Origin of the sequence: Paraglaciecola sp. L3A3 (genome assembly GCF_009796765.1) — a bacterium.
GTDB lineage: Bacteria > Pseudomonadota > Gammaproteobacteria > Enterobacterales > Alteromonadaceae > Paraglaciecola.
The window spans coordinates 2,500,872-2,527,311 of the sequence record NZ_CP047023.1 but is presented as its reverse complement, the minus strand read 5'-3'; the positions used below and the strand labels follow the sequence as shown (position 1 = coordinate 2,527,311).

Sequence of the window (26,440 nt, the reverse complement as noted above, 5' to 3'; positions counted from 1 at the left end):
ATGTTGATTGATTGGTTCACAGTCACCGCTCAGGCTGTTAATTTTTTGATATTAGTGTGGTTACTGAAACGGTTTTTATATCAACCTGTTTTACACGCTATTGATGCACGAGAACAACGCATTACTGCAGAATTAGCTGATGCTGCGGCTAAACAGATCGAAGCGCAAACTGAGCGGGACACGTTTCAGCTTAAAAACCAAAATTTTGAGCAACAAAGTGACAAACTTATGCAACAAGCTGCTGCTGCAGCTAGTGCTGAACAAACTCGTTTAATTGAAGACGTTAAGAAAGAGGCTGAGGTTTTACGTCATAAATATCAACAGAGTTTGGCAAACGAAGTACAACATTTAAAAAATTCTTTGAGCCGAAAAACAAGTCAAGAAGTGTTTGCTATCACGCGCAAAACCTTAAGTGAAATAGCAACTAGCAGTTTAGAACAACAAGCCATTGAAGTATTCATTCGTCGGTTAAGAGAACTCAACACATCTAAAAAAGCGATCCTTAGTGAAGCATTACAAACATGTACGTTAACTTCTCCTGCAATACTACGAAGCGCGTTTCAGTTATCTGAAATTCAAATTGAGTTAATCAAAAAGGCTATTAATCAAACTTTTTCTTTACAGATCCCCGTTAAATTTTTAACTCAAAAAGAAATTATTAGTGGTATTGAATTAACCGCTAACGGACAAAAATTAGTTTGGAGTATAGACGATTATCTTAGCCAGTTAGAACAGGACGTATCTGCCCTGTTAAACGAAAAGTTACAGGGCCAAAATAAAGGCAGTTCAGCCGATAAAGAGATAGCAGACGTTAAACCAACAGCCAAGGCCAAAACTCCATCATGATAAATGAAAGCCTGAACAGTGTTCTCGAGACTACCTTTGCCGATATCCGCCAAACGACAGAATTTTTTGTGCCTGAATTGATAGCATATGAGGTAGGGACTATCACCAATGTGGCCACCGGTATTGCTAAAGTATCTGGGCTGCCAGGAGTCGGATTTGAAGAATTAATTATTTTTCCAGGAGATGTACTTGGTATCGCCTTTAATGTAGATGCTGACGAAATTGGTGTGGTGTTACTCGGCGACTATTCTCACTTACAAGCCGGTGATGAGGTGCGTCGCAGTGGTCGCGTCATGGATGTCGCAGTTGGAGAAGAATTATTAGGTCGAGTGATCGATCCCCTTGGCAGGCCACTTGATAATGGCGGTACAATTGAAACTAACCAGCGACTACCTATTGAACGACCCGCTGCAGCAATTATGGACCGCTCACCTATTACAGTTCCACTACAAACCGGTTTGGTCGTGATTGATGCCATGATCCCAGTGGGCCGTGGTCAACGAGAGCTTATCCTAGGTGATAGGCAAACGGGTAAAACTGCGATTGCCATTGATACCATTTTGAACCAACATGACAAAAACGTCATTTGTGTATATTGTGCGATTGGACAACGCGCTTCAACTGTGGCTAAAACGGTAGACATACTCCGTAAGCAGGGTGCAATGGCCTATACAGTTGTAGTTGTCACAGAAGGCAACGAGCCGCCTGGTTTGCAATACATTGCCCCTTACGCGGCTACTAGTATTGCTGAATATTTTATGGAAATGGGCCGCGATGTATTGGTTGTTTATGACGACCTAACCAAACATGCTAGAGCCTATCGCGAACTATCCCTACTGTTACGCCGCCCGCCGGGCCGAGAGGCCTTTCCTGGGGATATTTTTTATATACATTCACGATTACTGGAACGAGCTACTCACCTTTGTGATGAGCGTGGTGGTGGTTCGTTAACTGCACTGCCCATTATTGAAACTGAAGCGCAAAATATTTCGGCTTATATTCCAACTAATCTAATTTCTATCACAGATGGACAAATATATTTGTCACCTTCTTTGTTTGAGTTAGGTATTTTACCCGCAGTTGATGTAGGAAAATCTGTTTCTAGGGTGGGGGGGAAAGCCCAATTAGCAGCATTTCGCTCTGTAGCTGGCAACTTAAAACTGGCTTACGCGCAATTTGAAGAGCTCGAAACTTTTGCCCGTTTCGGTGCTCGTATGGATCGAGATACTATTCAATCGATTGAACATGGCCGACGGATCCGTGCTTGCCTTAAACAAGCTGAATCGTCGCCACTGCCAGTGCATGAACAAATCACTACGCTGCTAGCTCTGACTTCAAACTTATTTGATAACATCCCTTTAGGACAGATGGATCAAGCTAAAAATATTTTGCGTAAGGCTGTGGTTAATTTACCGCCTGAGGTTTGTCAACGATTTAACAGCCCAGCAAAATTAAGCAATGAAGACCGATCTATCATCATTAAACTAGCCACTAAAGCGTTAGCCGGATTTTTAGTAGAGCAAGGCATAGTGCAGCATCATTCCACTGAGGCCAATGCATAATGAGCAACACTGCAGCCAATCTAAGTCATAAGATAGCCAGTGCTAGCGATCTTAAAGGCGTGGTTCGCACTATGAAGGCGCTTGCGGCCTCTAGCATTAGCCAATATGAACAGTCTGTAAGCGCATTAGCTGATTATTACCGAACTGTTGAGCTGGGCTTGAGTGCCAGTTTACGTGCGTCTGAATCCAACATATCCGCAATTACCACAAATCTGCCGACCAATAAACACAACAATGAAGTTATTGGGGTGATTATATTTGGTTCAGATCAAGGCCTAGTTGGCCAATTCAATGAAGATGTCGCTGATTTTGCCATCAAAACCCTAGCGGATATTGGTGGTAAACCGTTGATTTGGGCTGTGAGTGAACGAGTTTATTCACGCCTTGCTGACGCGGGCTTTAATATGGCCAAAGGTTTTACGGTACCAACCAGTGTCAACGATATTGCAGGTTTGATTAGAAATATTCAGATCGACAGTGAAAAATATGCATCGCAAATTGAATCCGCTAGTGTCTATGTTTTTCACAACCAGCCGACTGTAGGTACCTTGTATCAACCCGTATCCCAAAGATTGTTACCATTAGATCGGCAATGGCAACTTACTCTGGCTCAAATCCCTTGGCCCACTAAACTATTACCCGAAATATTATGCAGTACTACCGCTACTGTCAGGGCGCTTATTCGAGAATATGTTTTTATTTCACTTTACCGTGCATGCGCTGAATCACTCGCTAGCGAAAATGTCAGCCGCTTAGCAGCGATGCAACGTGCTGAAAAAAACATTGATGAGTTACTTGAAAATCTTGGTCGAGAATTCAATCGCTGGCGCCAAAATTCAATTGACGAAGAGCTTAACGATGTATTGGCAGGCTATGAGTTATTAGCAAAATAATAGTGGCTGGCTTTAATTCACTTTTACAGTCATTTATTTTAACCTGATAATAGAAACGGTTTGCTGATAAAACCGTTAATTTCGAAGTTTGTTCAAATGATTAGCTGAAAAATCTAACAACTCATCTGCAGGTATAGGTTTACTCAAATAATAACCTTGACCAAAATTACAACCCAAATAGTCTAACGATTGCAATTGTTCAATCGTTTCAACTCCTTCAGCTACCACAGTTAATCCTAAACTATGTGACATGGCTATAGTCGCTTTTACCAAGTCACAATCTGCTTTGTTCGTAGTAATACCTTGAATGAAACTACGATCTATTTTTAGTTCATCAAATGGGTATTGTCGCAAATAACTAAGAGACGAATAACCTGTGCCAAAATCATCCATTGCTATTTTAATACCTAATTGATTAATTTCAGTGAAGGCTTGAAGGATATAGGATTGGCCACTCATTAAAACTCCTTCAGTAATTTCAAGGTCTAAAAATTGTGGCGCAATATTGGTGTCTTTTAAGGTGTTTTTAATGAATTGCACTAACTCCGTGTCCCTAAATTGACGGGGGGATAAATTCACTGAAATAGTATAATCCTGTTGGTCGATTTTTTGCCATTTATTCAAAAAGGTTAAAGCTTGTTTGATAACAAATTCACCGATAGGGACTATATGCCCTGTATGTTCTGCAATGGGAATGAACTCATCAGGCCTGATACTTCCTAGACTTTTATTATGCCAACGAAGTAAAGCTTCAGCACCGATTATTTTGGTGCTTTCAACATTGAACTGAGGCTGGTAATACACTTCAAATTCATTATTTGCTAATGCACCTAACATCTGTTCTTCAATTTGAAAACGGCGCTGCATTATGACGTTCATTTCGTCAGTAAAAAACGAAAAAGTATTACGACCTGAAGATTTTGCTTGGTACATGGCCGTGTCGGCATTTCGTATTAGGTCAGAAGATGATCTGCCGTTATCAGGGTAAATAGCCACGCCAATACTGATAGTGAGCATAATTTCTCTTCCATCCAGAATGAAAGGCGTTCTAAATGTTTTAAGCAGATTTTCGACACTGTCCATAGTAGCTTCATGATCTGTAAGTCCCTTAAGTAAGACAATAAATTCATCACCCCCTAGGCGGCCAACAGTATCTTCATTGCGAATGACATCTTGTAATCTATTTGCAGCTCTGACTAATAATTTATCGCCTATTTCATGTCCGAGAGAATCATTTATTTTTTTGAAATCGTCTATATCTATGAAAAGAACGGCCATTTCTTCTGCATTTTTTTCAGCGCTGGCCAACATCTGTGATAAACGGTCTAGAGCTAAAAATCTGTTTGGTAGGGAAGTAAGGCTATCAAAGTATGCCTGATGACGAATTAATTCTGCCGTTTTTTGTTGTTCAGTAATATCACGTATAATTGCTACAATTTGATTATATTTGGACAAAAGGCTAATTCTGGCTTCAAAAAATGCCTGCCCTTGAGGCATATCAAGTTCGTATTCAAAACTAACAATACCTTTATGTTGTTTCAACTTAGCTATATTTTTTTTAAATAAAATGACAATTTTTTCGGGTAAAAAAGAGTTGATATTAGCGCCGACAAATTGCTCAGGCGAAACATACAGATTTTGTTCATCATTAGCATGATAATCAATGATAGTTCCATCATCAGTCATCAAGAAAAATAAATCAGGAATAGCAGTAAAGATAGTTTCGAGCATATGTTGCTTAAACATAGCTTGTTCTTGAGCTTGCCTAACATCAGATAAATCGATATCAATACAATACATTTGTTTGACATTATATTGATTGGTGAACATGACATGACTAGAAAACACAGAAACATCATTACCATTTTTATGACGTAAGGTAATTTCCGTTGCAGGGATTTCAATGCCATTCTTTATCCACTGATAGTGAGCATCAATCACCAATTGGCGGATTGTATCTGGAATGATGAGGTCTTCTAACTTTTTTCCAGAAGCTTCATCTTTCCTGTAACCGTAAAGTAATTCGCTTCCTTCATTCCAATATATAACTCGCCTTTCTTCGTCATATCCTTGAACTGAAATAGCATTAACTTCATCAAATAACTGATGAAGAGTATCATTAGTCACCTGCTGGTGAGCAAGAATATTGCTAGTTTTACTTGATTTCATAATACACAAGGTCCAAAAATGTCATTTGATTATTTAGCCAACCAAATATATGTTCATTCGTATCATAATGGTGAATATTATTTACCGTACATCAGTGTGTTATGAATTAATACTATTATATAAAAAAACTCTTTGGTCATTTACAGCAAAACACATAGATAATAGCTTTTCAGGTAATAGTTATTAATTAATATTAGTTTAGTCGACAATTTTGACTTTTACTTTATGTATTTATAACAATTACTTAGGGTTTTCTCCTTTTACAGAAGACTTTTTAACCCAGATATGGTTTAAATACGAATTATTGGGTTTAACAAACCTAAGGCGATAACGACAAAAAAGTTCTTAATTATCTAGCTAATCCCTAAGGTTGTAACAATGACATATATATTGGACATGTTTTCTGCGAGTTATAATATTGTGATCCTTTTAATCACAATATTTTTTAGTTTTATACTGCTAGCTGTCCTTAATCATTACTTGAAAGAGCGTTGGCAAAAACGTAAGTTTCTTTTTCAGTTCATAATGTTGTCTCTGACCTTAGTCTCTGTGGTAGCAATTATTATTGCTTTACCGTTAAGTGATGCGCTACGAGGTCAATTATTAACTTTATTTGGTATTTTACTCAGTGCCGCAATTGCATTTTCTTCCACTACTTTTATCAGCAATATCTTGGCTGGCGTTATGCTAAGGATAATTAAAAATATCAAGTTAGGTGATTACATTACGGTAGATAATATTACAGGCCGAGCAACAGAAATGAACTTGTTGCACATTGAAATCCAAACAGATAAAAGTGATCTTGTGACAATCCCTAATATCCATATGGTCACCTATCCAGTAAAAGTAGTAAAAAGTTCAGGTACGATTGTGTCGATTGATATTTCTTTAGGCTATGACATTTCAAGACAACGCATTGCCAAGCAATTATGTTTAGCCGCAGAAGATGCTGGTTTAACAGAAGGATTTGTACAAATCCAAAGTTTAGGCGACTTTTCTGTGACTTATAGAATTGCTGGACATTTAGCAGATATAAGCCATTTATTATCCGTTAAAGCCAAGCTGTATAATGCTGTACTAGATCGCTTACATGCAGACAAAATAGAAATCGTATCTCCTAACTTTATGAACACACGTGTCATGGGGGAACAAGCTATCATCCCACAATATTCTGAGCCTAAAGTTGATAGTAATGAAAACAATTTAGAGAAGCTGGCCTTTGATAAAGCTGAAATGGCCTCAGCCATCACAAATATTCAAACCGCAATTGAACAACACACTGCGAACTTAGAAAAAGGCAAAGAAACCTTAAGCGATGTAGAGCGTGAAACAATTGAAGTTGAATTAACAAAGTTAAATCGCCAACTTGAAGAAGAGGAAGAGCGCTTAAAAAATCAGGACAGTAAAACAGATTAAACAACATTACTTTAGCGTCTAGTTGTTAGTTGCTAAGTCAATCAGGCTAAGAACCTGGAATAAGGAGACTCTGTATATGTGCCTCAGGAGTAACAAATTTGAAAAAGATAATTCTCATCAAGTTAATTGAACGATTTCTCACTGATGCCGTGCTTGGCTTCTTTGCTCTTTTATCGTTATTTTTGTTTATAGCTCCATTAGTATTTGAATTTAATGACTCTACAAACCTCATATTGGCAGGACTAGAATATGCCATTATCCTGTTGTTTATTTTGGAATATACAAGTGGTTTATTGCTGGCTAAATATAAAATGGAATTTGTAATTGATGGCAGGCGTGTCATTGATATATTGATTATATTAAGTGCTTTAATTGCTTTTATTCCTTTGGTACCGGATGTACTGAGACATTCGCCAGTTTTCAGACTAATCAGAGTGGGACGCATTGCTTTATTGGGAGCCAGGTCAAGTCTAGCGCTTAAAATTGACGACAAAACGGCTAATAATAGTCCTAATCACCCAGAAACCGAGCTAAAAGTACAGTTACTAGGTAACACAGGGACACAATTTGAAGTCATTAGCTGGGAGCAAGGTTTAAACCGGATCAGTAATGGCCAACCAGATTGGCTATTCATTTCTGGTTTAGATCAATCGCGTCTAATCTCTATCACTGAAGCATTGCGAGTACCTGTCAGTGCAGTAAAAGGCCTGTTCAGCTCATCGAGTGCTGGTTTTGATACTCTTGAAAATTTTTCTACCTTTTTTGTGCGCTACCCAAGGCCGATGTTGCCTGGCGAACGTCTGATACGTACGCCGATTTTATTGGTCGGTACTGCTGTAAATGTTGTTGTCATGAGTCGCGAGCATACTGATCTAGATGAAAAAGTACAATTACGATTGTCTAGTATTGATACTAATACTCCGAAGATTGTCAGAGCGACGTTAGCCTTGGTCAGTGAAATAATGTCAGCTTATACCCAAGTAACTGAAACTATTGAAGTCATGCTAACTAATCTAGAGCTTGAGCAAAGTCTATTAGCAGACGACGCTTTTTTAGCACGTACATTTACCCTCAGGGCTGACATTTTAAAAACTCGTGCCAGTATGAAGCATCTGAAAAGCGTGATCAGAGACTTACACAGTGGCAAAATAAATATCGCCAATGCGAGTCCCAGCGCTAGAGAGCCATTTAGGTTTTTAGCTGATGATGCATTGGATCTTTATGACAACATAGAAGATATACGAGAATCATTGCAGGGTTTAGTTGATCTACGCCTTAATGTTGCATCCTTTCAAATGAATCGGGTAATGCGATTATTGGCTTTACTTACAGCATTGGCACTAATTCCAGCAACAATTGGGGGTCTACTTGGCATGAATATAACAGATGCACCATGGCCGGCAACCCTTTCTCAAATTGCATTTGGGGTAGGGGTAACAATGACCCTGAGTTTATATATTTTTGCAATAAAAGGGTGGTTACGCTGAAGATTAGAACTTAGTCGCCACCTTAGAATTGTCGATATAAAACCCATTTAATTGTCCAAGTACTAGCCACATTCGACTACGGGTAATACCTAATAGCAGTGACAAGCACTTTTTTGCATAGTAGTAATTGTTAATTTTAGTAATGGTTTGAAGGATTAATAAAATGAGTAATTACAAAAATGTACTAGTCGCCATTGATATCAATTCCCAATACGAAAGCGTTATTCAAAAGGCATTAACTATATGTGATTCAGTTGATGAGCTAAGTTTACTTTATATTCCCATGCCTTCTATTTATATACAACCCTATTTATATGGGGCCAATTTAGACATGGTTGAAGATACAACACGGATTGAACTTGCCAGTGAAAAGCTAAAAGGGATTGCCAAACAGTTCGGTATTGCCGAGGAAAAAGTACTGTTAAAAGTAGGCGAAGCAGGGGATGAAATTAAACATATCGCAGACAAAATTAAAGCTGATTTAATTGTCATTGGTACTCATGGCCGCAGCGGTATTAAATTACTACTCGGTTCTACCGCAAATTCAGTTCTGCATGGTGTTAAACAAGATGTATTGGCGGTACGTATTCACGAGGATTAGTCGCCCTGTTTAATTGAGAATGTCGCCCCTGAATATTAACCATCAATTGTTTCTATTCAGGGCATCTTTTTAAATAACATTTAATCTTAAAATCACTTTAAGCACGCTCCAGCCAAACTTTTCAATATACGCAGATAGTAATCCCCCTAAGACTCTGATTCTATTGTAATATTGATCTTCGGAGTTTATTCTTACCCTAGACCAATGACTTGGTATGTAAAAACCAACGGCTGTTAAACAAAAGACTACTAACAATTGGATTGTATAAATGACAAACCCTAGTAACAAAGTGTCAATAGTCCAATTTTTTTCACGTTACGCGCACTTATGGTACTCAATTATTGTTGGCGCATTTGCTGCTGCCATTATCGCCATAACTTTACTTTCTATCTCATCACAAGCACGTGAACATGTGAATCGTTTAACCCAAAATACCGCAACAGGTATTGCCTCATTACTGCAACAAAATCTTATAGATAAAATGAATACCTCTGTTACGGCTGCTAATTCAACTCAATTTAAGGAAAATATTACAGATCAATACATCGAAAGTTTAATCCCTTCATATTTACTAATAGAACACCAGTTTGTTTTATCTGTTAATGGTAAAAAACGCTATTCAAATCAATCAACGACCTTAGGAGATCAGAGTGAATGGAGCAGACAATCGAGCTTCACCCTAGATAATCAAACATGGCATATTAACATCTTACCAAAAGCCGATTTTTTAAATAATTCTTATTTTAAAATGAACCAAATATTGCTGTGGCTGGGTATTTTGTTGTGGCTGTTTATATGTTTATCTGTTTACGCTGCTTTGTCTGCCCGAAATAAAGCAAGAGTCATTAATGACGATAGGAATAAAGTAGCGCATTTATTAAAAAACTTACCAGGCATGGCTTATCAATCTTGGAATCAAGAAAATTGGCCAATGATTTTTGCTAGCGAAGGTTGTTTGACTGTCACTGGCTACACTAAACAAGAATACGAAACACACAGTATTCTGTGGGGTAAGATAATCCATAGCGAAGATTACCATCGTGTTTATCAAACAGTAAATCAAGCCATAAAAAATAATAGTTTATTTGAACTTGAATATCGCATTTTGACTAAAGACAATCGTATAAGGTTAATCTGGGAGCGAGGAGAAGCGGTTAAATCTATAATCAATAATGAATCGATTATTGAAGGGTTTATTACTGATATTACCAATATTAAACAAGCCGAAGTTGATCTATTGCGTAGCCACGAATTTTCAGATGCCATAGTCAAATCTGTTGTGGAAGCGGTGATAACAATCGATCAAAAAGGTCTTATACAAAGTTTTAATGATGCTGCTGAAAAAATGTTTGGTTATACAGTTGATGAAATTAAAAACAAAAATATCAATTTGTTAATGCCTCAAGAATACGCCAGTAAACATGATGACTACTTAAGTAATTATTTAAAGACCAATAAATCGGCAATTATTGGAAATGGACGTGAACTGGAAGCACAACGCAAAGATGGCAGTATATTTCCCATTCATTTATCGGTGAACGAAATTAAAAATCAACAAGATAGAGTGTTTGTTGGTTTGATCCGAGATATTACCCAACAAAGGGCAGCAGATGACCAAAAGCGTATTCATATTGAGCAAATGGCTCATGCCGATAGACTTAATTCATTAGGAGAAATGGCGGCGGGTATTGCTCATGAAATCAATCAACCTTTAACCACCATTTCACTCTATTCTGAATCGGGTAAAAAACTATGTGGCAGAGGTGATTTTGCCAGAATGCCTGAAATATTTGACAAGTTAAGTCAACATTCCCATCGCGCTGGTGCGGTTTTAGAAAGAATGCAAGCAATGACCAAACGAGGGGATAGACAAAAGGAATTGGTTGATTGTTTTAAGCTCATTAATGAAGTGGCTAATCTAGCAGAGCCAGACGCTAGAATGCGAGATATAAATATAAAGTTTAATCACTGTAAAATTTTCACACAGGTATTTGTCGATGTAGTGCAAATACAGCAAGTGCTGCTAAATTTGCTGCGAAATGGTATGGAAGCAATGCAGGATAGGGGGCTTGAAAACGGTAATATTATTGAACTTCAGATGCAATTAATGACGCAAAAAAGCGTTAAAATATCGGTTATAGACACAGGATGTGGCTTATCTGATAGCATGGTTTGCAAGCTATTTACCCCTTTTTCTTCCACTAAAAAGAATGGCACTGGAATCGGTTTATCTATTTCAAAAAGTATCATAGAAGAGCATGGTGGGAGTATTCACTATGCTAAAAATCCTACTGCTGGATCTGCATTTTATTTCATACTTCCTACTGTTCAGAGTGAAAATAGCTACCCATAAGTAATTTATGTGGACAACCACAATTGGACCCTGCTTACATAGTTAATATAATTAATGTCTATTTAAAATTTCCAATGTGTTGTGAGGACCCGGTTGATAAGTGCACCCAGCTATTTATTACTGAGAAAAGTTTCTCCTTTTATTTCCTTGTGGTCAGGGATTTTGACTGGAGCCTGTTGCATGGCAATTTTGTACACGATTTGGTCTCTACAAAATGCCTATCCACCTATTTCTTTCATCTTTAGTGATGAAGGTACACTAATGTTTTACCTGAGTATTGTTATCTTATTCAGCACTCTGTTTGTATTGTTTGTTCATCAATCTATGAAAAACAGCAAGATCTCCGCTGCCAATAATGACAACGCAGAACAATTGAAAACGTTATTACAAAATTTACCCGGGACAGCTTACAGAGTTGTGATTAACCCTAGTAAAGAGATAGAGGTGCGCGTTGAATTTTTAAGTGACGCATGTTTTTCTCTAACGGGTTATAAGGCAAGTTACATCATAGATGGACATATCAGTTTGATTGATTTGATAGACAGTGCAGATCGTGATGACGTCATAAAATGGGTAAATGACGCAGTATATAATAATAAAATGTATGATTTTGAATGTCGAATTAATACCAAAAGTGGTCTATCACGTTGGGTGTGGCATCGTGGCCGTAGCGTTGGAGTCAGTGGTAATAACGAGGTTTGTATTGAAGGCTTTGTTTGTGACATTACCGCTCGAAAACAAGCTGAATTAGCCCTAAAAGAAACCCAAGCTTTTTCGGAGGCATTAGTTGATACAGCAATAGAAGCTGTTATAACCATTAATTCCACAGGGATGATTACAAGCTTCAATCGCTCAGCTGAAACTATGTTTGGCTATTCTAAAGATTATATGCAGAGCAACAATATTATTTTACTCGTACCTCAATTCTGGCAAGAGCAAGAGACTGATATTTATAATGTAACAGCAAACATCAGTACAGCAAGGCTCCATACTGTTGGCAAAGAAACTAACGCCTTAAAAAAGGACGGTATGACATTTCCTGTAAAGTTCTCTGTTAGTGAAGTTCCCGCACAAAAAACTCCAACATTTGTAGTCTCGATTCGAGATATTTCACAACAACGAGCCGCAGAAGATGAAGCCCGTATTCATAGAGATCAATTGGCTTACGTAGACCGCTTAAATGCCTTGGGTGAAATGGCTTCTGGTATTGCTCATGAAATTAATCAACCACTTGCTGCCATATCTTTATTTGCTCAAGCAGGTAAGCGTTTGTTAGATTCAGGGGACGATAAACGAGTACCCGAAATCTTTGACAAGTTAAGTTTACATACGCAAAGAGCCGGGGCCATTATTGAACGTCTGCAATTAATGACAAGACAAAATGAAACAAAAAAACAAGCGGCTAACTGCCACAAGTTAGTCACAGAAGTGATTAAACTGGCAGAAGCCGAATCGCGTATTTACGATATTGAAATTGAAGCAAACATTGCAAAAAAACTACCAATCGTTATGGTTGATACTGTGCAAATTCAACAAGTTATTCTTAACCTTTTACGTAATGCCATAAACTCTATGCGAGCAATAATCTGCCGAAATGGTAATGTAATTACCATACGAGTGAGCGAAAGCAACCAAAATGATTCAGTTGTATTTGCAGTCATTGACAGGGGTAATGGAATATCTCAGAACGAAGAAAAACATCTGTTTCAGCCCTTTGCGTCCACCAACAAAACAGGTATGGGAATGGGCTTGTCTATTAGCCGAGCAATTATAGAAGCACATCAAGGGCACATAAATTTTTTAAATAATACTGATAACGGCGCAACCTTTTATTTTACCTTGCCTACAACCAAACAAGAGACCTAATATGAAAGAACAACAAACTGTATATGTGGTTGACGATGATGAAGGCATACGCGACGGCCTAAGCCTGTTACTTGAAATAGATGGTCATGTGGTCAAAATGTACAGTAATGCAGTCGATTTTCTTGATGATTATGACAGTAAAATGAGTGGATGTTTGATACTTGATATTCGTATGCCACGAATGACAGGGTTAGATCTGCAAAAAAGGTTAAAAACATTAGGTTCAAACTTACCGATTATTTTTATCACAGGTCATGGCGATATTCCAATGGCAGTTGAAGCGATGCGCCAAGGTGCAATTGACTTTATCCGTAAGCCATTTAGAGAACAAGACTTACTAGACAGGATCAATCAAGCCCTCACAATTGATTCTAGTAGAAGTGTTAAACAGCATGAACTTAATCTTAGACTTAATAAATTACTGCTACTTTCAGAGCGCGAAAAACAAATTTTTGAACGTGTTGCTAGAGGTGAGATGAATAAAGCGATAGCTTATGACTTAGGAATAAGCGAACGAACAGTAGAAGTGCATCGTTCTCAAGTGATGAAAAAACTAGAAGTAAGAACCTTAGCCGAACTAGTGCGCTTTAAATTAGAACAAGAAATTATTGAATCAGAATAAGGTACATCTTCATCTAACATAGGGTTTCTCGTTACAGTTTTCTGGTAACGCCAGTTTTAATTCTGTCTCTATGAGCGGGCGCTACATAAATTTCTACTGTGGTTTTCACGCTTGCATGACCTAACTCTTCAGCTAACATGGTTTCGCTTATTTCACTTAACGCTTGGGTGGCACCTGTATGTCTTAACCAGTGTGACGATGCCCCAGCTATAGAACGCGCTTGCTGAACTTTTTTGGCTTTTACTAATTGTTTAATCACTAAATCAAAGGCTTCTTCAACCATATTGTTCAAGCTGTCTTGATGCAGCGGTTCACCGGTTTTTTGTGAAGGCATAATAGGCGTAGATTCATCAATCTGGGGCAGGGGAGACAAACCTAAAGATTCTCTATAACGTATCAATACATTGTCAATAAAGCCGTCTGGTACTGTGACTAAGCGCTCTTTTTTACCTTTGCCGATTATATTCAAAACCCAACCTTCACCGGAAACATCTTGTCTAAAATGACCAAATACTGGGGTGCAATAATCTCTATCTGCCAGTTCTGAAATTCTTAAAAACAACACCTTTAAAGACAATACTAAAAACCGGTGTTTTTCATAGATTGGGTTTAGATCTGCAGCGTCTGTCAGGGTTTCAATAAAGAGTTGCCAAATATCATCGTCTAAGGTGTGTGGTGGCTTATAAATTTTACCTTTTATCAGATACTTACAGCTTTTTTTCACTAATAACACTGGGTTACGTTGCATATGTTCTTGCTCGGTTAGCTCTTTAATAAACACATTGAGCGACGCATAAGAATTTTGCAGTGATGTTTGGTTCAGGCTGTACCTTGCTTTAACTTGGCTCTTACCCGTTTTCTCAGGGGTAATTAAAGATTGGGTTTTACGCTCAGCCTTAGATAAACGATGCACAAAAGGACGCCATGTCTGATTCACTAAACGAATATCAGATTTGCCTTGTGACTTAAATCGACTGGCAATAGTAGTATCGGCAATAAGGGCTTTAGGTGGCGACCAAATCCAATCAATATATTCTCGAACGTCATCGATGCCAGATTGTAAAACAGAGGTTTGCTTTTCATTCCAGCAGAACAGCATAAAACGTTCGGCTTCATTCCTAAAACGATTTTGAGTGCCAACAGAGCTACCAACCACATTGGTTAAAAAGCGCAGTAATAACTCGAGATCTTTTCGGGCGTGGATACCTGAAGATTCGAATTCATTTAAATACAAATCTAACGATGGGTACACCTGGCCAAATTCGCTTTTAGTATCATGGCTAGAATCACGCAACAATGACAATTGCATGGGAATAAGCTTGATAGAGTCTGTTATGGGATGATATTTCATAAGGGGGATTTTACATCATATATGTGCATAGTCAATTCGTAATAATGTCAATTATTACGAATTGACATATATTCTATATTAGGTCCACTTTAAGCTGTATTTACAACCATTAGAGTTTATTAGTCCAAATATCAAAACGCGCTCCTACGTGAATTAAAACTAGTTTTGTCAGATAACCTAGGTTTAATTTACCTAGCGTGTAGCTCACTAACATAGATAAAATACTGTTGTCACATCTACCTAAACTGTTCTTGGTTGTATCGTAACCTTATAGCGATTATTCTTGGACTAATCATATTCTGTCAAATTAAATATCGCGCGTTAATATTTTAGAGTATTTAACTGCAGTTATTACAATAACTTTGACAGTCACTAAAAGTCTTAACAATGGCTAACTACTTATAATGTCAGTAAAAAGTACAAATAAAAATATTGGGTTGATATCACGCATTGGCAATGCATTAGGTGATAAATTAGCAGCCTTTTTAAATAAACCAAGAGATTCGTACCAAACCTTTAGCACCATGACCACAGAGCAATTACAAGACACCCTTAAACTCGGTGACTTAATATTGATTGAAGGCAATAGCCGTATTAGTACCGCCATTAAGTATTTAACACAATCTACTTGGTCTCATGTATGCATTTATATTGGTAAACAGGATGACTTATTACCTCTGTTAGAAGCTGATGTGGTTGAAGGCGTGATTACTGTGCCTCTAGATAAATATGCTGGTTTTAATATGCGTATTTGCCGTGCTGTGAGCCTGACAGATAAAGACACTCAGGTTTTATTAGATTATGTAATTGCCCGAATTGGCGTGCAATATGACACAAAAAACATTATTGATTTAATGAGGTACTTGTTACCTACTCCGCCTGTACCACAACGTTTTCGACGGGGTATGTTAGAGTTTGGTAGTGGCGACCCCACTAAAGCCATTTGTTCAACCTTAGTCGCTCAAGCGTTTCAGTCTATTCGATATCCTATCTTGCCAATGCGCAGAGTGAATGATCATCAAGTGGCCAGCACTCCCATACCGGCGAAGCCTTTTTCATTATTTAGGCGGGCGAAAATTTCCAACGACCGTCTAGAAAAACGCCATTACAGCCATTTTATCCCCAGGGATTTTGATTTATCGCCATATTTTGAAATAGTCAAACCCACCCTTAAAAAAGGCTTTAACTACAAGAATATTCCCTGGATAGATGAACAATCAAATGCCGATACTGGTATTAAACAGCGCTAGAAATGGTTATGTGGCACAGAGAAACAAAGTAGCTAGCAACCTGCCCCATAAGCTAACCTATGCAAGGTCCTATATTTTAAGGCCCTTAGCTTCATCTACAAAGTTTTCCGAGGCCTCATCTAATGCAGTTTGAGTACGTTTGTTTGCCCGTAATGACTTACAAGCCAACCAGCCACATCTGAATGAATATTCAATAATATTCAGCACCTGTTTCCAAGTGTGTTGCCGCAGTCTTAACTTAGCCTTGAGCAAAGTCATACTTTGCTCGACATTCATAAAGGATTCCATGTTAAGTAGCTCATCGTTGCTTATATAGGGCTCAAGTTTTTCTTCTGGATCGAGTAAAAACTCCAAGGCAAAGTCATAAGCATCATCTTTAAAGCCAGATTTTTCAGCAAACTTTTTCAGTTTCAGTAAGGTATCTTTATGAATGGTAATAGTTGTGTTGTTATTCGACTTGTCATATTTAAACTTTCGCCAGCGGCCATTGAGTTTAAGGTAAGCATCATCAGTTAATGCGCCTTTAATGGTTTTCATGGCTTGTTTAGGAAAAGCATCACTATATGCAGGCAGCACTGTTTGCTTATCAATAAAGTCCTCAGCACGAAGCAATTTTTCAACATAACCTTTGGCAACAAACTGCTGCCAAATGTCATCAGGGTTTTCTACTTTCTTATTACCTTGCTTCATCATCTAAACTTTCTACAAATTGGGCTCTGTTTTTAATAGTAATACCCTTAGCAAATTCATACAATGAATTGTTACTTGTAACAAAAATAAAAAGTAAACTTACCACACCTACCATATTGGATGTAATTACCGTTACAAGTAACAAAAAAATAAAATTAAAGTGAAGAGTGTTTAATTTGAAGAGAAATAAAATCGTAATAGCCATCTATCACACATCCAAACATTTTTTTAAGCAGTGAATAGTATTCAGCGTCAAAGACAGTTTGATAAAGCAAGGTCTCTCTGTCCCCAACGATTGTGTTTACTCATATATTTCAATAAACCTATAGTCATACTATTTACAATCCGAGCATAATCATAACTTACAGGTTAAATCTCATACTATTGACATAGCCAGATGAAAAGCATAATGTTTTATTAATAGCGATCAGCAGATGTAGAATAAAATACAAAAATTCCTATCTGAAGTAGTTTTACCACTTGCAAAATCACCCTATTACTAAGATCGTTATATATAAACCTGCCCAGTTTTAATATCAAACTATCGATAAATTGAGTATTACCAAATTCATTAACATTGACAGGATGTTGCACTATGAAAAAAATAGCTCCTCAATTAATCATTGCTATCGTTACTATATTTTTAGTAGCCTGTAATAGCACACCCAATAATGTTGCAGCAAGAAACAACGCGCCTGCGGTGCTAAAACCTATCTCCGAGCAGACTATAAATCAACAATGGATGAGTGTTATTCATTGTAATGGCTATAACTACTGGTTTAATACTTCACTGAATTCTGTAGGGCAAGATTTAACAGCTAAGTTCAGTCTAAATTACGGTATCGATAGTGAAAGAAGGCCTAGGCTAAGTGTTCCAGTGACTGAAATGACCGGCATTGTTGAAATGCGCTCAGGCACTTTTACGCTTTTTCGCCCTAAAACAAAAACTGCTTTTACTCGCATTGAAGGTGTTTTTTCCCAGAGTGAAGAAATTATTGCCGCGAAAGTCAGTACTGCAATAAGACCATTAGAAGCATGCTCAAACATGATTATGGTCCCTGGTAAGGATTATCAAAAACTCGTTAATGTTTTTGCACAAAGCAATAAAGCCAAAGCCCTGGAAAGACAACAACATGTTCCCGGAAAAAGTATATTTAATCAGCCTGCTAACAGGTATAACACTAGAGCAATTAATTATTGTACTAGCCAAACTAAACAATGGGTGAATACATTCTTTGCCGAGCTATCTAAAACAAGATATGGGTGGCATAGCGAGTATTATAACCAAATAATGTATAATCATGACGTTTTTGCAACGATTTTTAATCAACCCTATTTTGCCAAGCCAAGTAGTTTTCTAAATAATATTAGTCGCCAAATAGCTGGAACTAATTATTGTTCTACGCCTAAAGAGCAGCTTCAAAAATATCGAAACTCCCTCATTTATCTTACGAAGCCGCTGGTCAAATATAATGAAAGTATCATTATAAATAGCGTTGCTAACTCTATTTATAATGGCTGGTTATCAGCCATGGTGCCGGCTATTAAGAACGATAGCTATATTAAAGATGTCTCTAAGCCGGTAGTTTTTTATGATTGGATACGCACCTTCTTACAAAATGCAGAAATTAGTTCAAAAATGGACACACAGCAGTCAACAACACAATTATTGACAGCCAAAGCTAGAAATATTTCAACGGGTAAAGCAACGACACTTATCGATGAAAAAATAGCATCGCTTGAATTAAACATTACTCAACTTATTGAATTAGCTGATTTTAGATATGAACACCAGCAGTATTTTCTAAAATTATCCGAAATCCAACGTAAAGTGATAGAAGATAAAATCAGAGCTAAGTTAAATGAGGTTGTCATACCGGTAGTGATAGAAGACTTAAGTCAAAAAACATCGGTTGATCATTATTATGAAGTCAAAAATTGGCAGAAAACTTATGCTTTAATGCTTGATTATTTAACTCCAGAAAATGTATCAGCTATTTCAGATGCTGCCATCAAGCAACAAAGTACAATAGCGGCTCCATACATCAAATCTATAGCAAGCACATTACAAAATGAAATTTATCCTATAAAAGATAAGACGCAGCAATTGATCCGCTGTCGTGAACTAGTGAAAAGTTCAACAAAAAAATATGACCGTTTAAAATCAAATACTGAATTCATTCAAGTTATTGAAAGTACTAATAACCATTGTGCCAAATTTTTAATCGCCCAAAAACCGGCTTATAAATATCGGATAAGCAAAACCAAAACGCTAAACGAATTAGCAAGCCTAGAGAAATATTACAGTGGTTTCATCGATTTTTCTTCTCGACTTGCGGCCGATCTTAATGCTTCTTTAAACTATAGACGTGAAATTCTAACGGCCAGGCATTACAGTTGGCTAGCTGCAAATGACAAAAGAAAATTCCAAAAATCAGGGATTATAGACTCATTAATCGAAAGATATTTCTTTACCGAAAGAGGTCGTTTTATATACGAGTACCCCGCTGCTGTTGATACTAAACCGGGAGCAAAAGTATGGAGTACGCTTAACAAGGCTAAAGGCTTTAGCTTACGCACTCAATACTCCCAAAAGTCAGAAGTGGATAGTAAATGTAATGTTGATAGGAAAGAAATAACCAAAGCAGCCTTGAAACGTTCACGGGATTCTCATCCTAATTATGTGCTCATATTAAAACTCTCTGGTAGTTTTTATGGTGCTTATACTGAGAGTAGAAATGTGTTTGGTAACAAAAATGTTAAAGCGGATAAAATTGAGTGTAAATATCAATACAATATCTCACTGTATTTACCTTCTCAAAAGTTAAGCTCTAAACCATTACTTGAATTAACTAATGCAATAACAGTTGAAAGTGTAACCTTATCGAACGGCTACCTGGAAAGAATGGTTGCTGGTGAAATTGACTATTTACTCGATATTTTTATCCCTAGCAAATTATCAGATTAACTTCCATTAATGCGGGGATAACTTAGATTCTAATTGGAAGTCACTTTAATGCTGTAAATAAAAGGGCGATTACCAAGACACCCAAAATAGTAAAATACTCAATTGGTGCTTAATCAACAAACATAAAGTTACCTGAATATTTGTATTCTTTGATTTTAAAATAGGGTTTTATGGTTTAGATGTAACAAATACCGAGCAATATGCGACTTAACTCAAATTGCAGGCAGCAAGAATCGCCACTGTGTGGGTTGATTTAATATAGTTGGAGGTTTTATTGTTTAGGCTTGTTGTAGTAAAGCTTTGGCCTTTTCCATCCCTCGTATGCGTTGATGGTTTGTGTGGTGTTTAAATTGTTGCATCATATGCTCACTGCCTACCGCTGTATGAAAGTGTTGTTCGAACTCTGTGGTTAGGGTCAACCATTGGTCAGAATCAAGGCCTAGCCGTTCTAAAATAGGGCTGCTGTGATGTTCGATATGACCCGCTTTATCTTCCCTAATACACCTGCCGGTGCAGTCTACTAATTCACAGTAATCTATCAAGCTATAAGCAATGCCTTTGGGCATATCTTGTCTGTGATTACCCACAAAACGCATAAGCTTTGTGGGTTGTTCTCCTTTGATTAGACTGTGGATACGGTTTTGAATGCTGGTGTGCTTGGACGTTTCAGGTGTTTTTTCCATTTTGGCTCGAATCGGATTTAAATCCACATAAGCCATACAGGCTAATACTGCACTTTCATCAAGCAGCGCTTGAGATTTAAATCGCCCTTCCCAGAACCTGCCTGTACAGTTATCTTCTTTATTTGCTTCACGGGCTATGTATTCATTGAGGTTTCTCATAAACCAGCTGATGTCATAAAGACGTTGACGATAAATACTAATCGTTTCATGTAAGGTGAATAACTCACTTTTACTGAGTGACTCGTCACGCATAAACCGTTGGCTAAGTAATGTGCCTTTATGTAATTGAAAGAATTTTACCAAGACACCCAAAGTAGTAAAATACTCAATTGGTGTTTAATCAACAAGCATAAAGTTACCTGAATATTTGTATTCTTTGATTTTAAAATAGGATTTTTAGCTTAGATGTAACAAATACCGAGCTATATGCGACTTAACTCAAATTGCAGGCAGCAAGAATCGCCACTGTGTGGGTTGATTTAATATAGTTAGAGGTTTTATTGTTTAGGCTTGTTGTAGTAATGATTACCAAGACACCCAAAGTAGTAAAATACTCAATTGGTGTTTAATCAACAAACATAAAGTTACCTGAATATTTGTATTCTTTGATTTTAAAATAGGGTTTTATGGTTTAGATGTAACAAATACCGAGCAATATGCGACTTAACTCAAATTGCAGGCAGCAAGAATCGCCACTGTGTGGGTTGATTTAATATAGTTGGAGGTTTTATTGTTTAGGCTTGTTGTAGTAAAGCTTTGGCCTTTGCCATCCCTCGTATGCGTTGATGGTTTGTGTGGTGTTTAAATTGTTGCATCATATGCTCACTGCCTACCGCTGTATGAAAGTGTTGTTCGAACTCTGTGGTTAGGGTCAACCATTGGTCAGAATCAAGGCCTAGCCGTTCTAAAATAGGACTGCTGTGATGTTCGATATGACCCGCTTTATCTTCCCTAATACACCTGCCGGTGCAGTCTACTAATTCACAGTAATCTATCAAGCTATAAGCAATGCCTTTGGGCATATCTTGTCTGTGATTACCCACAAAACGCATAAGCTTTGTGGGTTGTTCTCCTTTGATTAGACTGTGGATACGGTTTTGAATGCTGGTGTGCTTGGACGTTTCAGGTGTTTTTTCCATTTTGGCTCGAATGGGATTTAAATCCACATAAGCCATACAGGCTAATACTGCACTTTCATCAAGCAGCGCTTGAGATTTAAATCGCCCTTCCCAGAACCTGCCTGTACAGTTATCTTCTTTATTTGCTTCACGGGCTATGTATTCATTGAGGTTTCTCATAAACCAGCTGATGTCAAAAAGACGTTGACGATAAATATTAATCGTTTCATGTAAGGTGAATAACTCACTTTTACTGAGTGACTCGTCACGCATAAACCGTTGGCTAAGTAATGTGCCTTTATGTAATTGATGCCAACGATAAAGCACTTCTTTTAATGACCATTTATCGGCTTCTTCTTTATCAACACACAAAACTATATGAGTGTGATTACTCATCACTGCATAAGCGCATATATTAATTGAGAATACAGAGCCAAGAAACAACAAACGTTCTTCTACCCAACCCCGTCTATGTTCGTAACTTTGACCTGTGAATTTATCTTCGCCACACAAAAATGAGCGGCGAACACAGCGAGAAACACAATGGTAATAATGAGTATCAATAAGAGAAATTTGGGATTCACGTGACTGGGGCATATCGACCATCCTTGGTTGTTTGAATACCTTAAAGCTTAGAACAAAACCAGATTTTTGCTAAAATTTAAAATGGGTGTCAAGGTAACCCGCTTTCATCAAGCAGCGCTTGAGATTTAAATCGCCCTTCCCAGAACCTGCCTGTACAGTTATCTTCTTTATTTGCTTCACGGGCTATGTATTCATTGAGGTTTCTCATAAACCAGCTGATGTCATAAAGACGTTGACGATAAATACTAATCGTTTCATGTAAGGTGAATAACTCACTTTTACTGAGTGACTCGTCACGCATAAACCGTTGGCTAAGTAATGTGCCTTTATGTAATTGATGCCAACGATAAAGTACTTCTTTTAATGACCATTTATCGGCTTCTTCTTTATCAACACATAACACTATATGCGTATGATTGCTCATCACCGCATAAGCACAAATATCAATTGAGAATACAGAGCCAAGAAACAACAAACGCTCTTCTACCCAACCCCGTCTATGTTCGTAACTTTGACCTGTGAATTTATCTTCGCCACACAAAAATGAGCGGCGAACACAGCGAGAAACACAATGGTAATAAGGAGTATCAACAAGAGAAATTTGGGATTTACGTGACTGGGGCATATCGACCATCCTTGGTTGTTTGAATACCTTAAAGCTTAGAACAAAACCAGATTTTTGCTAAATTTTAAAATGGGTGTCTAGGTAACCTTTTTGAAAAGAAGTAAATCGGGCCGCAGGGATGCGGCTAGAAAAAAGGCATGGATGCCATAAGCGAAGCGCATAGTAGTGTGCGTAGCACATAAGTGGCGCAGCACATAAGTGGCGAAGCCATGCTCCGTGCACGAAGTGCGTATCTTAGTGTGCGAAGCACATGCTTTACGACGAAGTCGTGCCTTGTGTGCGAAGCACATAAATAAGCGCAGCACATAACCTCCCTTCGCGAAGCGAATATACTAACTAGGCAACTGCGCTAAACCATCCAAAATAGCACACTCTGAATTACCGTCACCATCACATTGATCAGCTAGTTGTTGCAACACAGTTTTCATTTGTTGTAGCTCGGCTATCTTGTCATTAATGTCTTGTAAATGTTGCTGTGCCAGTTGTTTTACATTGCGACTTTCTCGGCCTGAGTCGAGCCAAAACTGTAATAGTGATTTAATTTCGAGCATTGAAAAGCCGAGTTTTCTCGACTGATAGACAAATCCAAGTTGTTGAATTTGTGCCTGATTATAAAGTCTATAACCTGAGTCTGTACGATTAGGCTGTTGTAACACGCCAATTTTTTCATAGTGGCGGATCATTTTTGCACTCAGCCCAGTTAAACGTGCGGCTTCACCTATGGTCACCAGTTTAGGCATAGTGTTATTTCTCCAACTTAAAGCGCTGTAATAACAAGGCATTACTGATAACAAATAAACTACTACAGGCCATGGCCGCGCCAGCAATAATCGGGTCAAGGTAACCAAAGGCTGCTAATGGAATACCTACTGCATTAAAGATAAATGCCCAAAACAAATTCTGTTTTATTTTTCGATAAGTCAGCCGGGCAATCATTAAAGCTGTTGGTACTAAACTTGGTTCGCTGCGCATTAATGTAATAGAGGCTGCGCTAACCGCCACATCGGTTCCAGATGCCATGGCCATACCTAAATCGGCTTGGGCCAATGCTGGCGCATCGTTAATACCATCGCCCACCATAGCCACTAATTGACCTTTTTGTTGGTACTGTAAAATATACTTAGCTTTGTCTTCAGGTAATACTTCCGCTTTAAAATCATCTAAATGCAACTCATTTGCTACAGCTGCGGCACTGGCTTTATTGTCTCCGGTTAACATGGCAACTTTAATGCCTTGTTGTTGCAAAATTTTAACCGTTTTTACTGCGTCAGGTTTTAATTTATCACTAAAACAAAACAGGCCTAATAATTCGGTTTTATCATGTTGTTGACTGGCTAACCAAGAAACTGAGCCACCAGTGGGGACATTTTCGCTGGGTAGATTGATGCCTAATTGTTGCATCCAATAACTACTGCCCATGAAGATTAGTTGTTCGCCTAGCTCTTCATTTTGTTCCTTGTGAAGGTCTTTACCAATCACACCTTTTACACCATGACCTGCTACCACTTGAAAATCTTGTACTGGCAAAGCCTGTACCGCTTTTTCTAAAGCATTATTGACCACAGCTTTAGCTAATGGATGTTCGCTGTCTATTTGTAATGAATAAGCTAACTGCAATAACGATTCATTACTGCCTTTGATTGCTGTCATGGTAGTTAATACCGGTTTACCCTCGGTTAGAGTGCCGGTTTTATCAAATACTACTAAGTCTATTTTTTTAGCTTGTTCTAATGCAATCGCATCTTTAACGAGCACGCCCAATCGTGCTGCTGTGCCAGTACCGGCCATGATTGCCGCCGGTGTTGCTAAACCAAGGGCACATGGACAAGCAATGACTAATACTGCGACAGCATTCAAAATGCCATTGGTCCAATCCCCTTGATACCAGCCGGTAATTAATAATGTACTCAGCGCTACCAGCAACACCACAGGAATAAATACACTACTGACTTTATCGACGATTGCTTGCACAGGCGCTTTGGCACCTTGGGCGCGCTCTACCATTTGGATAATTTTTGATAAAGTCGATTCTGTACCCACACTAGTGGCGCGAATTTCTAGAATGCCGTCTAAGTTAACAGAGCCACCGGTGACTGAGTCTCCAACTTTTTTACTTACGGGAATCGATTCACCGCTGATCAGCGCTTCATCTAAGTGACTTTGCCCTTGTAATATCTCACCATCCACAGGCACACGTTGGCCAGGTTTAACTTGCACCACTTCATCGGTTTTAACTAACGATGCCAACACAGTTTGCCAGTTTCCGTCTCGTTTTACTGTAGCTTGAGTCGGTTTCAGGCTTTCTAATGCTCGCAGTGCATCGGTGGTTTTTCTTTTCGCTTTATGTTCTAAGTATTTACCTAATAATACTAATGTGATGACGGCGCTACTGCTTTCAAAATACAAGTGCGGCATGTCGGTTTGACTAGTAAAGCTCCACCACAAATATAATGACAGCCCATAGGCGGCACTAGTACCTATGGCGACCAGTAAGTCCATATTACCCACACCCGCCTTTAAAGCGCCCCAACCCGCTCGATAGAATCGAAAACCAAAGTAAAATTGTACGGGTGTAGCAAGTAACCATTGCCAAAATGCTGGTAACATCCACTGCTGATTAAATAACATGCCAAACATAGGGAAAACTAAAGGTAAGGTGAGCACAGCTGATGCTAAAACTGGCCACCAAGGTTGTTTAAATAGACTTTGAGTTTCAACGACAGGTGTTACATTGTTATTTACTTCAGGCGGCAAAACGCTATAACCGGCCTGCTCTACTGCTTGCTCAATGTCTTGCTTGGTTACCGTAGCTAAAACGGTGACTTGTAACATTTCACTGGCTAAATTTACCGAAGCTGTCACCACGCCAGGCATTTTATGGATTGCCTTTTCGACTCTGGCCACGCAAGACGCACAACTCATACCTTTAATGGCAAATTGCCAATCATGTATTGCAACTTGATAACCAGCGTCAACGACTGCATCAATTAGATCGCTGATATTGGCACTCGCACTATTATTGCCGCTACCGCTATTGTATTGGGCAAGCTCGATAGTCGCAGTTTCAGTGGCCATATTTACACTGGCGCTAGTTACACCAACCACTTTTTGTAATGCTTTTTCAATACGATTGACACATGAGCTGCAAGTCATGCCGATAATTTTAAGTTGGATTGTGGGGTGACTCATAAACTTCTCCAGCGACTACTATTTAGAACTTGTAATGAGTTTAAACCTTGCCACCATGGTAAGGTCAAGGAGGTTTTTAACAATATAAAATATAATAAGAATTAACGTAAAAGAGCCACCAAGTTACCATCTATAAAAAATACAATTTGATATTTATCTATTTAAT

At 38.2% G+C, this 26,440-nt stretch carries 17 protein-coding genes and 2 pseudogenes; 11 read left to right on the top strand and 8 right to left on the bottom strand.

The window, feature by feature from the left end; all coding sequences use genetic code 11:
- From GQR87_RS10580 to GQR87_RS10570, 3 genes are read left to right on the top strand one after another with little or no spacing between them, the layout of a single operon-like run.
- Window positions 1-846 (top strand): F0F1 ATP synthase subunit B, encoded by an 846-nt coding sequence (locus GQR87_RS10580; RefSeq protein ID WP_158969132.1) that lies wholly within the window; start codon window positions 1-3, stop codon window positions 844-846.
- Window positions 843-2,408 (top strand): alternate F1F0 ATPase, F1 subunit alpha, encoded by a 1,566-nt coding sequence (locus GQR87_RS10575; protein ID WP_158969130.1) that lies wholly within the window; start codon window positions 843-845, stop codon window positions 2,406-2,408. The genes GQR87_RS10580 and GQR87_RS10575 overlap by 4 nt, the downstream gene beginning before the upstream one ends.
- Window positions 2,408-3,301 carry a F0F1 ATP synthase subunit gamma gene (locus tag GQR87_RS10570; protein ID WP_158969128.1) on the top strand — a complete coding sequence of 298 codons (894 nt, stop codon included), beginning with the start codon at window positions 2,408-2,410 and terminating at the stop codon, window positions 3,299-3,301. The genes GQR87_RS10575 and GQR87_RS10570 overlap by 1 nt, the downstream gene beginning before the upstream one ends.
- Before the next feature lie 75 nt (window positions 3,302-3,376).
- On the opposite strand, the gene GQR87_RS10565 is transcribed toward GQR87_RS10570, so the two are convergent.
- Window positions 3,377-5,470, bottom strand: coding sequence for a bifunctional diguanylate cyclase/phosphodiesterase (locus GQR87_RS10565; protein WP_158969126.1), 2,094 nt, complete (start codon window positions 5,468-5,470; stop codon window positions 3,377-3,379).
- Window positions 5,471-5,848: 378 nt separating this feature from the next.
- Between GQR87_RS10565 and GQR87_RS10560 the strand changes: the two genes are divergently transcribed.
- From GQR87_RS10560 to GQR87_RS10535, 6 genes are all read left to right on the top strand, one after another.
- The gene (locus tag GQR87_RS10560) at window positions 5,849-6,886 is read left to right on the top strand and encodes a mechanosensitive ion channel family protein (RefSeq protein ID WP_158969124.1); all 1,038 of its coding nucleotides are present in this window, start codon (window positions 5,849-5,851) and stop codon (window positions 6,884-6,886) included.
- Window positions 6,887-6,984: 98 nt separating this feature from the next.
- A complete protein-coding gene (locus GQR87_RS10555; RefSeq protein WP_158969122.1) occupies window positions 6,985-8,373 on the top strand; it encodes a CorA family divalent cation transporter in 1,389 nt (462 codons plus the stop codon).
- A 163-nt stretch (window positions 8,374-8,536) separates the two neighbouring features.
- On the top strand, window positions 8,537-8,974 hold the full coding sequence (locus GQR87_RS10550) for a universal stress protein (RefSeq protein ID WP_158969120.1): 438 nt from the start codon (window positions 8,537-8,539) through the stop codon (window positions 8,972-8,974).
- Between the two features lie 268 nt (window positions 8,975-9,242).
- On the top strand, window positions 9,243-11,327 hold the full coding sequence (locus GQR87_RS10545; RefSeq protein WP_158969118.1) for a PAS domain-containing sensor histidine kinase: 2,085 nt from the start codon (window positions 9,243-9,245) through the stop codon (window positions 11,325-11,327).
- A 180-nt stretch (window positions 11,328-11,507) separates the two neighbouring features.
- Window positions 11,508-13,193, top strand: coding sequence for a PAS domain-containing sensor histidine kinase (locus tag GQR87_RS10540; protein ID WP_158969116.1), 1,686 nt, complete (start codon window positions 11,508-11,510; stop codon window positions 13,191-13,193).
- Window position 13,194: 1 nt separating this feature from the next.
- Window positions 13,195-13,815: a response regulator transcription factor gene (locus GQR87_RS10535; protein WP_158969114.1), complete on the top strand. Its 621-nt coding sequence runs from the start codon at window positions 13,195-13,197 to the stop codon at window positions 13,813-13,815.
- A gap of 31 nt (window positions 13,816-13,846) precedes the next feature.
- Here GQR87_RS10535 and GQR87_RS10530 read toward each other — a convergent pair whose 3' ends face one another.
- The gene (locus GQR87_RS10530; RefSeq protein WP_158969112.1) at window positions 13,847-15,166 is read right to left on the bottom strand and encodes a site-specific integrase; all 1,320 of its coding nucleotides are present in this window, start codon (window positions 15,164-15,166) and stop codon (window positions 13,847-13,849) included.
- A gap of 404 nt (window positions 15,167-15,570) precedes the next feature.
- Here GQR87_RS10530 and GQR87_RS10525 point away from each other — a divergent pair, with 404 nt between their 5' ends.
- Window positions 15,571-16,416: a YiiX/YebB-like N1pC/P60 family cysteine hydrolase gene (locus GQR87_RS10525; protein ID WP_233267454.1), complete on the top strand. Its 846-nt coding sequence runs from the start codon at window positions 15,571-15,573 to the stop codon at window positions 16,414-16,416.
- 69 nt (window positions 16,417-16,485) lie between these two features.
- Here the strand turns inward: GQR87_RS10525 and GQR87_RS10520 are convergent, their stop codons facing one another.
- Window positions 16,486-17,109 (bottom strand): hypothetical protein, encoded by a 624-nt coding sequence (locus tag GQR87_RS10520; RefSeq protein WP_158969110.1) that lies wholly within the window; start codon window positions 17,107-17,109, stop codon window positions 16,486-16,488.
- A gap of 592 nt (window positions 17,110-17,701) precedes the next feature.
- Between GQR87_RS10520 and GQR87_RS10515 the strand changes: the two genes are divergently transcribed.
- On the top strand, window positions 17,702-20,074 hold the full coding sequence (locus tag GQR87_RS10515) for a hypothetical protein (RefSeq protein ID WP_158969108.1): 2,373 nt from the start codon (window positions 17,702-17,704) through the stop codon (window positions 20,072-20,074).
- Window positions 20,075-20,352: 278 nt separating this feature from the next.
- Here the strand turns inward: GQR87_RS10515 and GQR87_RS10510 are convergent.
- The 5 genes and pseudogenes from GQR87_RS10510 to GQR87_RS10490 all read right to left on the bottom strand — a co-directional run.
- Window positions 20,353-21,045: pseudogene (locus GQR87_RS10510) on the bottom strand (transposase); the annotation flags it as partial.
- A gap of 446 nt (window positions 21,046-21,491) precedes the next feature.
- Window positions 21,492-22,472, bottom strand: coding sequence for a transposase (locus GQR87_RS10505; RefSeq protein ID WP_158969106.1), 981 nt, complete (start codon window positions 22,470-22,472; stop codon window positions 21,492-21,494).
- 82 nt (window positions 22,473-22,554) lie between these two features.
- Window positions 22,555-23,085 (bottom strand): annotated as a pseudogene (locus tag GQR87_RS10500) (transposase); the annotation flags it as partial.
- Window positions 23,086-23,417: 332 nt separating this feature from the next.
- A complete protein-coding gene (gene cueR / locus GQR87_RS10495; RefSeq protein WP_158969104.1) occupies window positions 23,418-23,825 on the bottom strand; it encodes a Cu(I)-responsive transcriptional regulator in 408 nt (135 codons plus the stop codon).
- A 4-nt stretch (window positions 23,826-23,829) separates the two neighbouring features.
- Window positions 23,830-26,274 (bottom strand): heavy metal translocating P-type ATPase, encoded by a 2,445-nt coding sequence (locus GQR87_RS10490; protein WP_158969102.1) that lies wholly within the window; start codon window positions 26,272-26,274, stop codon window positions 23,830-23,832.
- Between the last annotated feature and the right edge of the window lie 166 nt (window positions 26,275-26,440).

Coding starts and splice junctions, on each gene's coding strand:
- GQR87_RS10545 (WP_158969118.1), top strand. CDS start 9,243: ATGACAAACCCTAGTAACAAAGTGTCAATAGTCCAATTTTTTTCACGT.
- GQR87_RS10550 (WP_158969120.1), top strand. CDS start 8,537: ATGAGTAATTACAAAAATGTACTAGTCGCCATTGATATCAATTCCCAA.
- cueR (WP_158969104.1), bottom strand. CDS start 23,825: ATGCCTAAACTGGTGACCATAGGTGAAGCCGCACGTTTAACTGGGCTG.
- GQR87_RS10530 (WP_158969112.1), bottom strand. CDS start 15,166: ATGAAATATCATCCCATAACAGACTCTATCAAGCTTATTCCCATGCAA.
- GQR87_RS10580 (WP_158969132.1), top strand. CDS start 1: ATGTTGATTGATTGGTTCACAGTCACCGCTCAGGCTGTTAATTTTTTG.
- GQR87_RS10520 (WP_158969110.1), bottom strand. CDS start 17,109: ATGATGAAGCAAGGTAATAAGAAAGTAGAAAACCCTGATGACATTTGG.
- GQR87_RS10570 (WP_158969128.1), top strand. CDS start 2,408: ATGAGCAACACTGCAGCCAATCTAAGTCATAAGATAGCCAGTGCTAGC.
- GQR87_RS10490 (WP_158969102.1), bottom strand. CDS start 26,274: ATGAGTCACCCCACAATCCAACTTAAAATTATCGGCATGACTTGCAGC.
- GQR87_RS10525 (WP_233267454.1), top strand. CDS start 15,571: ATGTCAGTAAAAAGTACAAATAAAAATATTGGGTTGATATCACGCATT.
- GQR87_RS10515 (WP_158969108.1), top strand. CDS start 17,702: ATGAAAAAAATAGCTCCTCAATTAATCATTGCTATCGTTACTATATTT.
- GQR87_RS10565 (WP_158969126.1), bottom strand. CDS start 5,470: ATGAAATCAAGTAAAACTAGCAATATTCTTGCTCACCAGCAGGTGACT.
- GQR87_RS10560 (WP_158969124.1), top strand. CDS start 5,849: ATGACATATATATTGGACATGTTTTCTGCGAGTTATAATATTGTGATC.
- GQR87_RS10575 (WP_158969130.1), top strand. CDS start 843: ATGATAAATGAAAGCCTGAACAGTGTTCTCGAGACTACCTTTGCCGAT.
- GQR87_RS10535 (WP_158969114.1), top strand. CDS start 13,195: ATGAAAGAACAACAAACTGTATATGTGGTTGACGATGATGAAGGCATA.
- GQR87_RS10540 (WP_158969116.1), top strand. CDS start 11,508: ATGGCAATTTTGTACACGATTTGGTCTCTACAAAATGCCTATCCACCT.
- GQR87_RS10505 (WP_158969106.1), bottom strand. CDS start 22,472: ATGCCCCAGTCACGTGAATCCCAAATTTCTCTTATTGATACTCATTAT.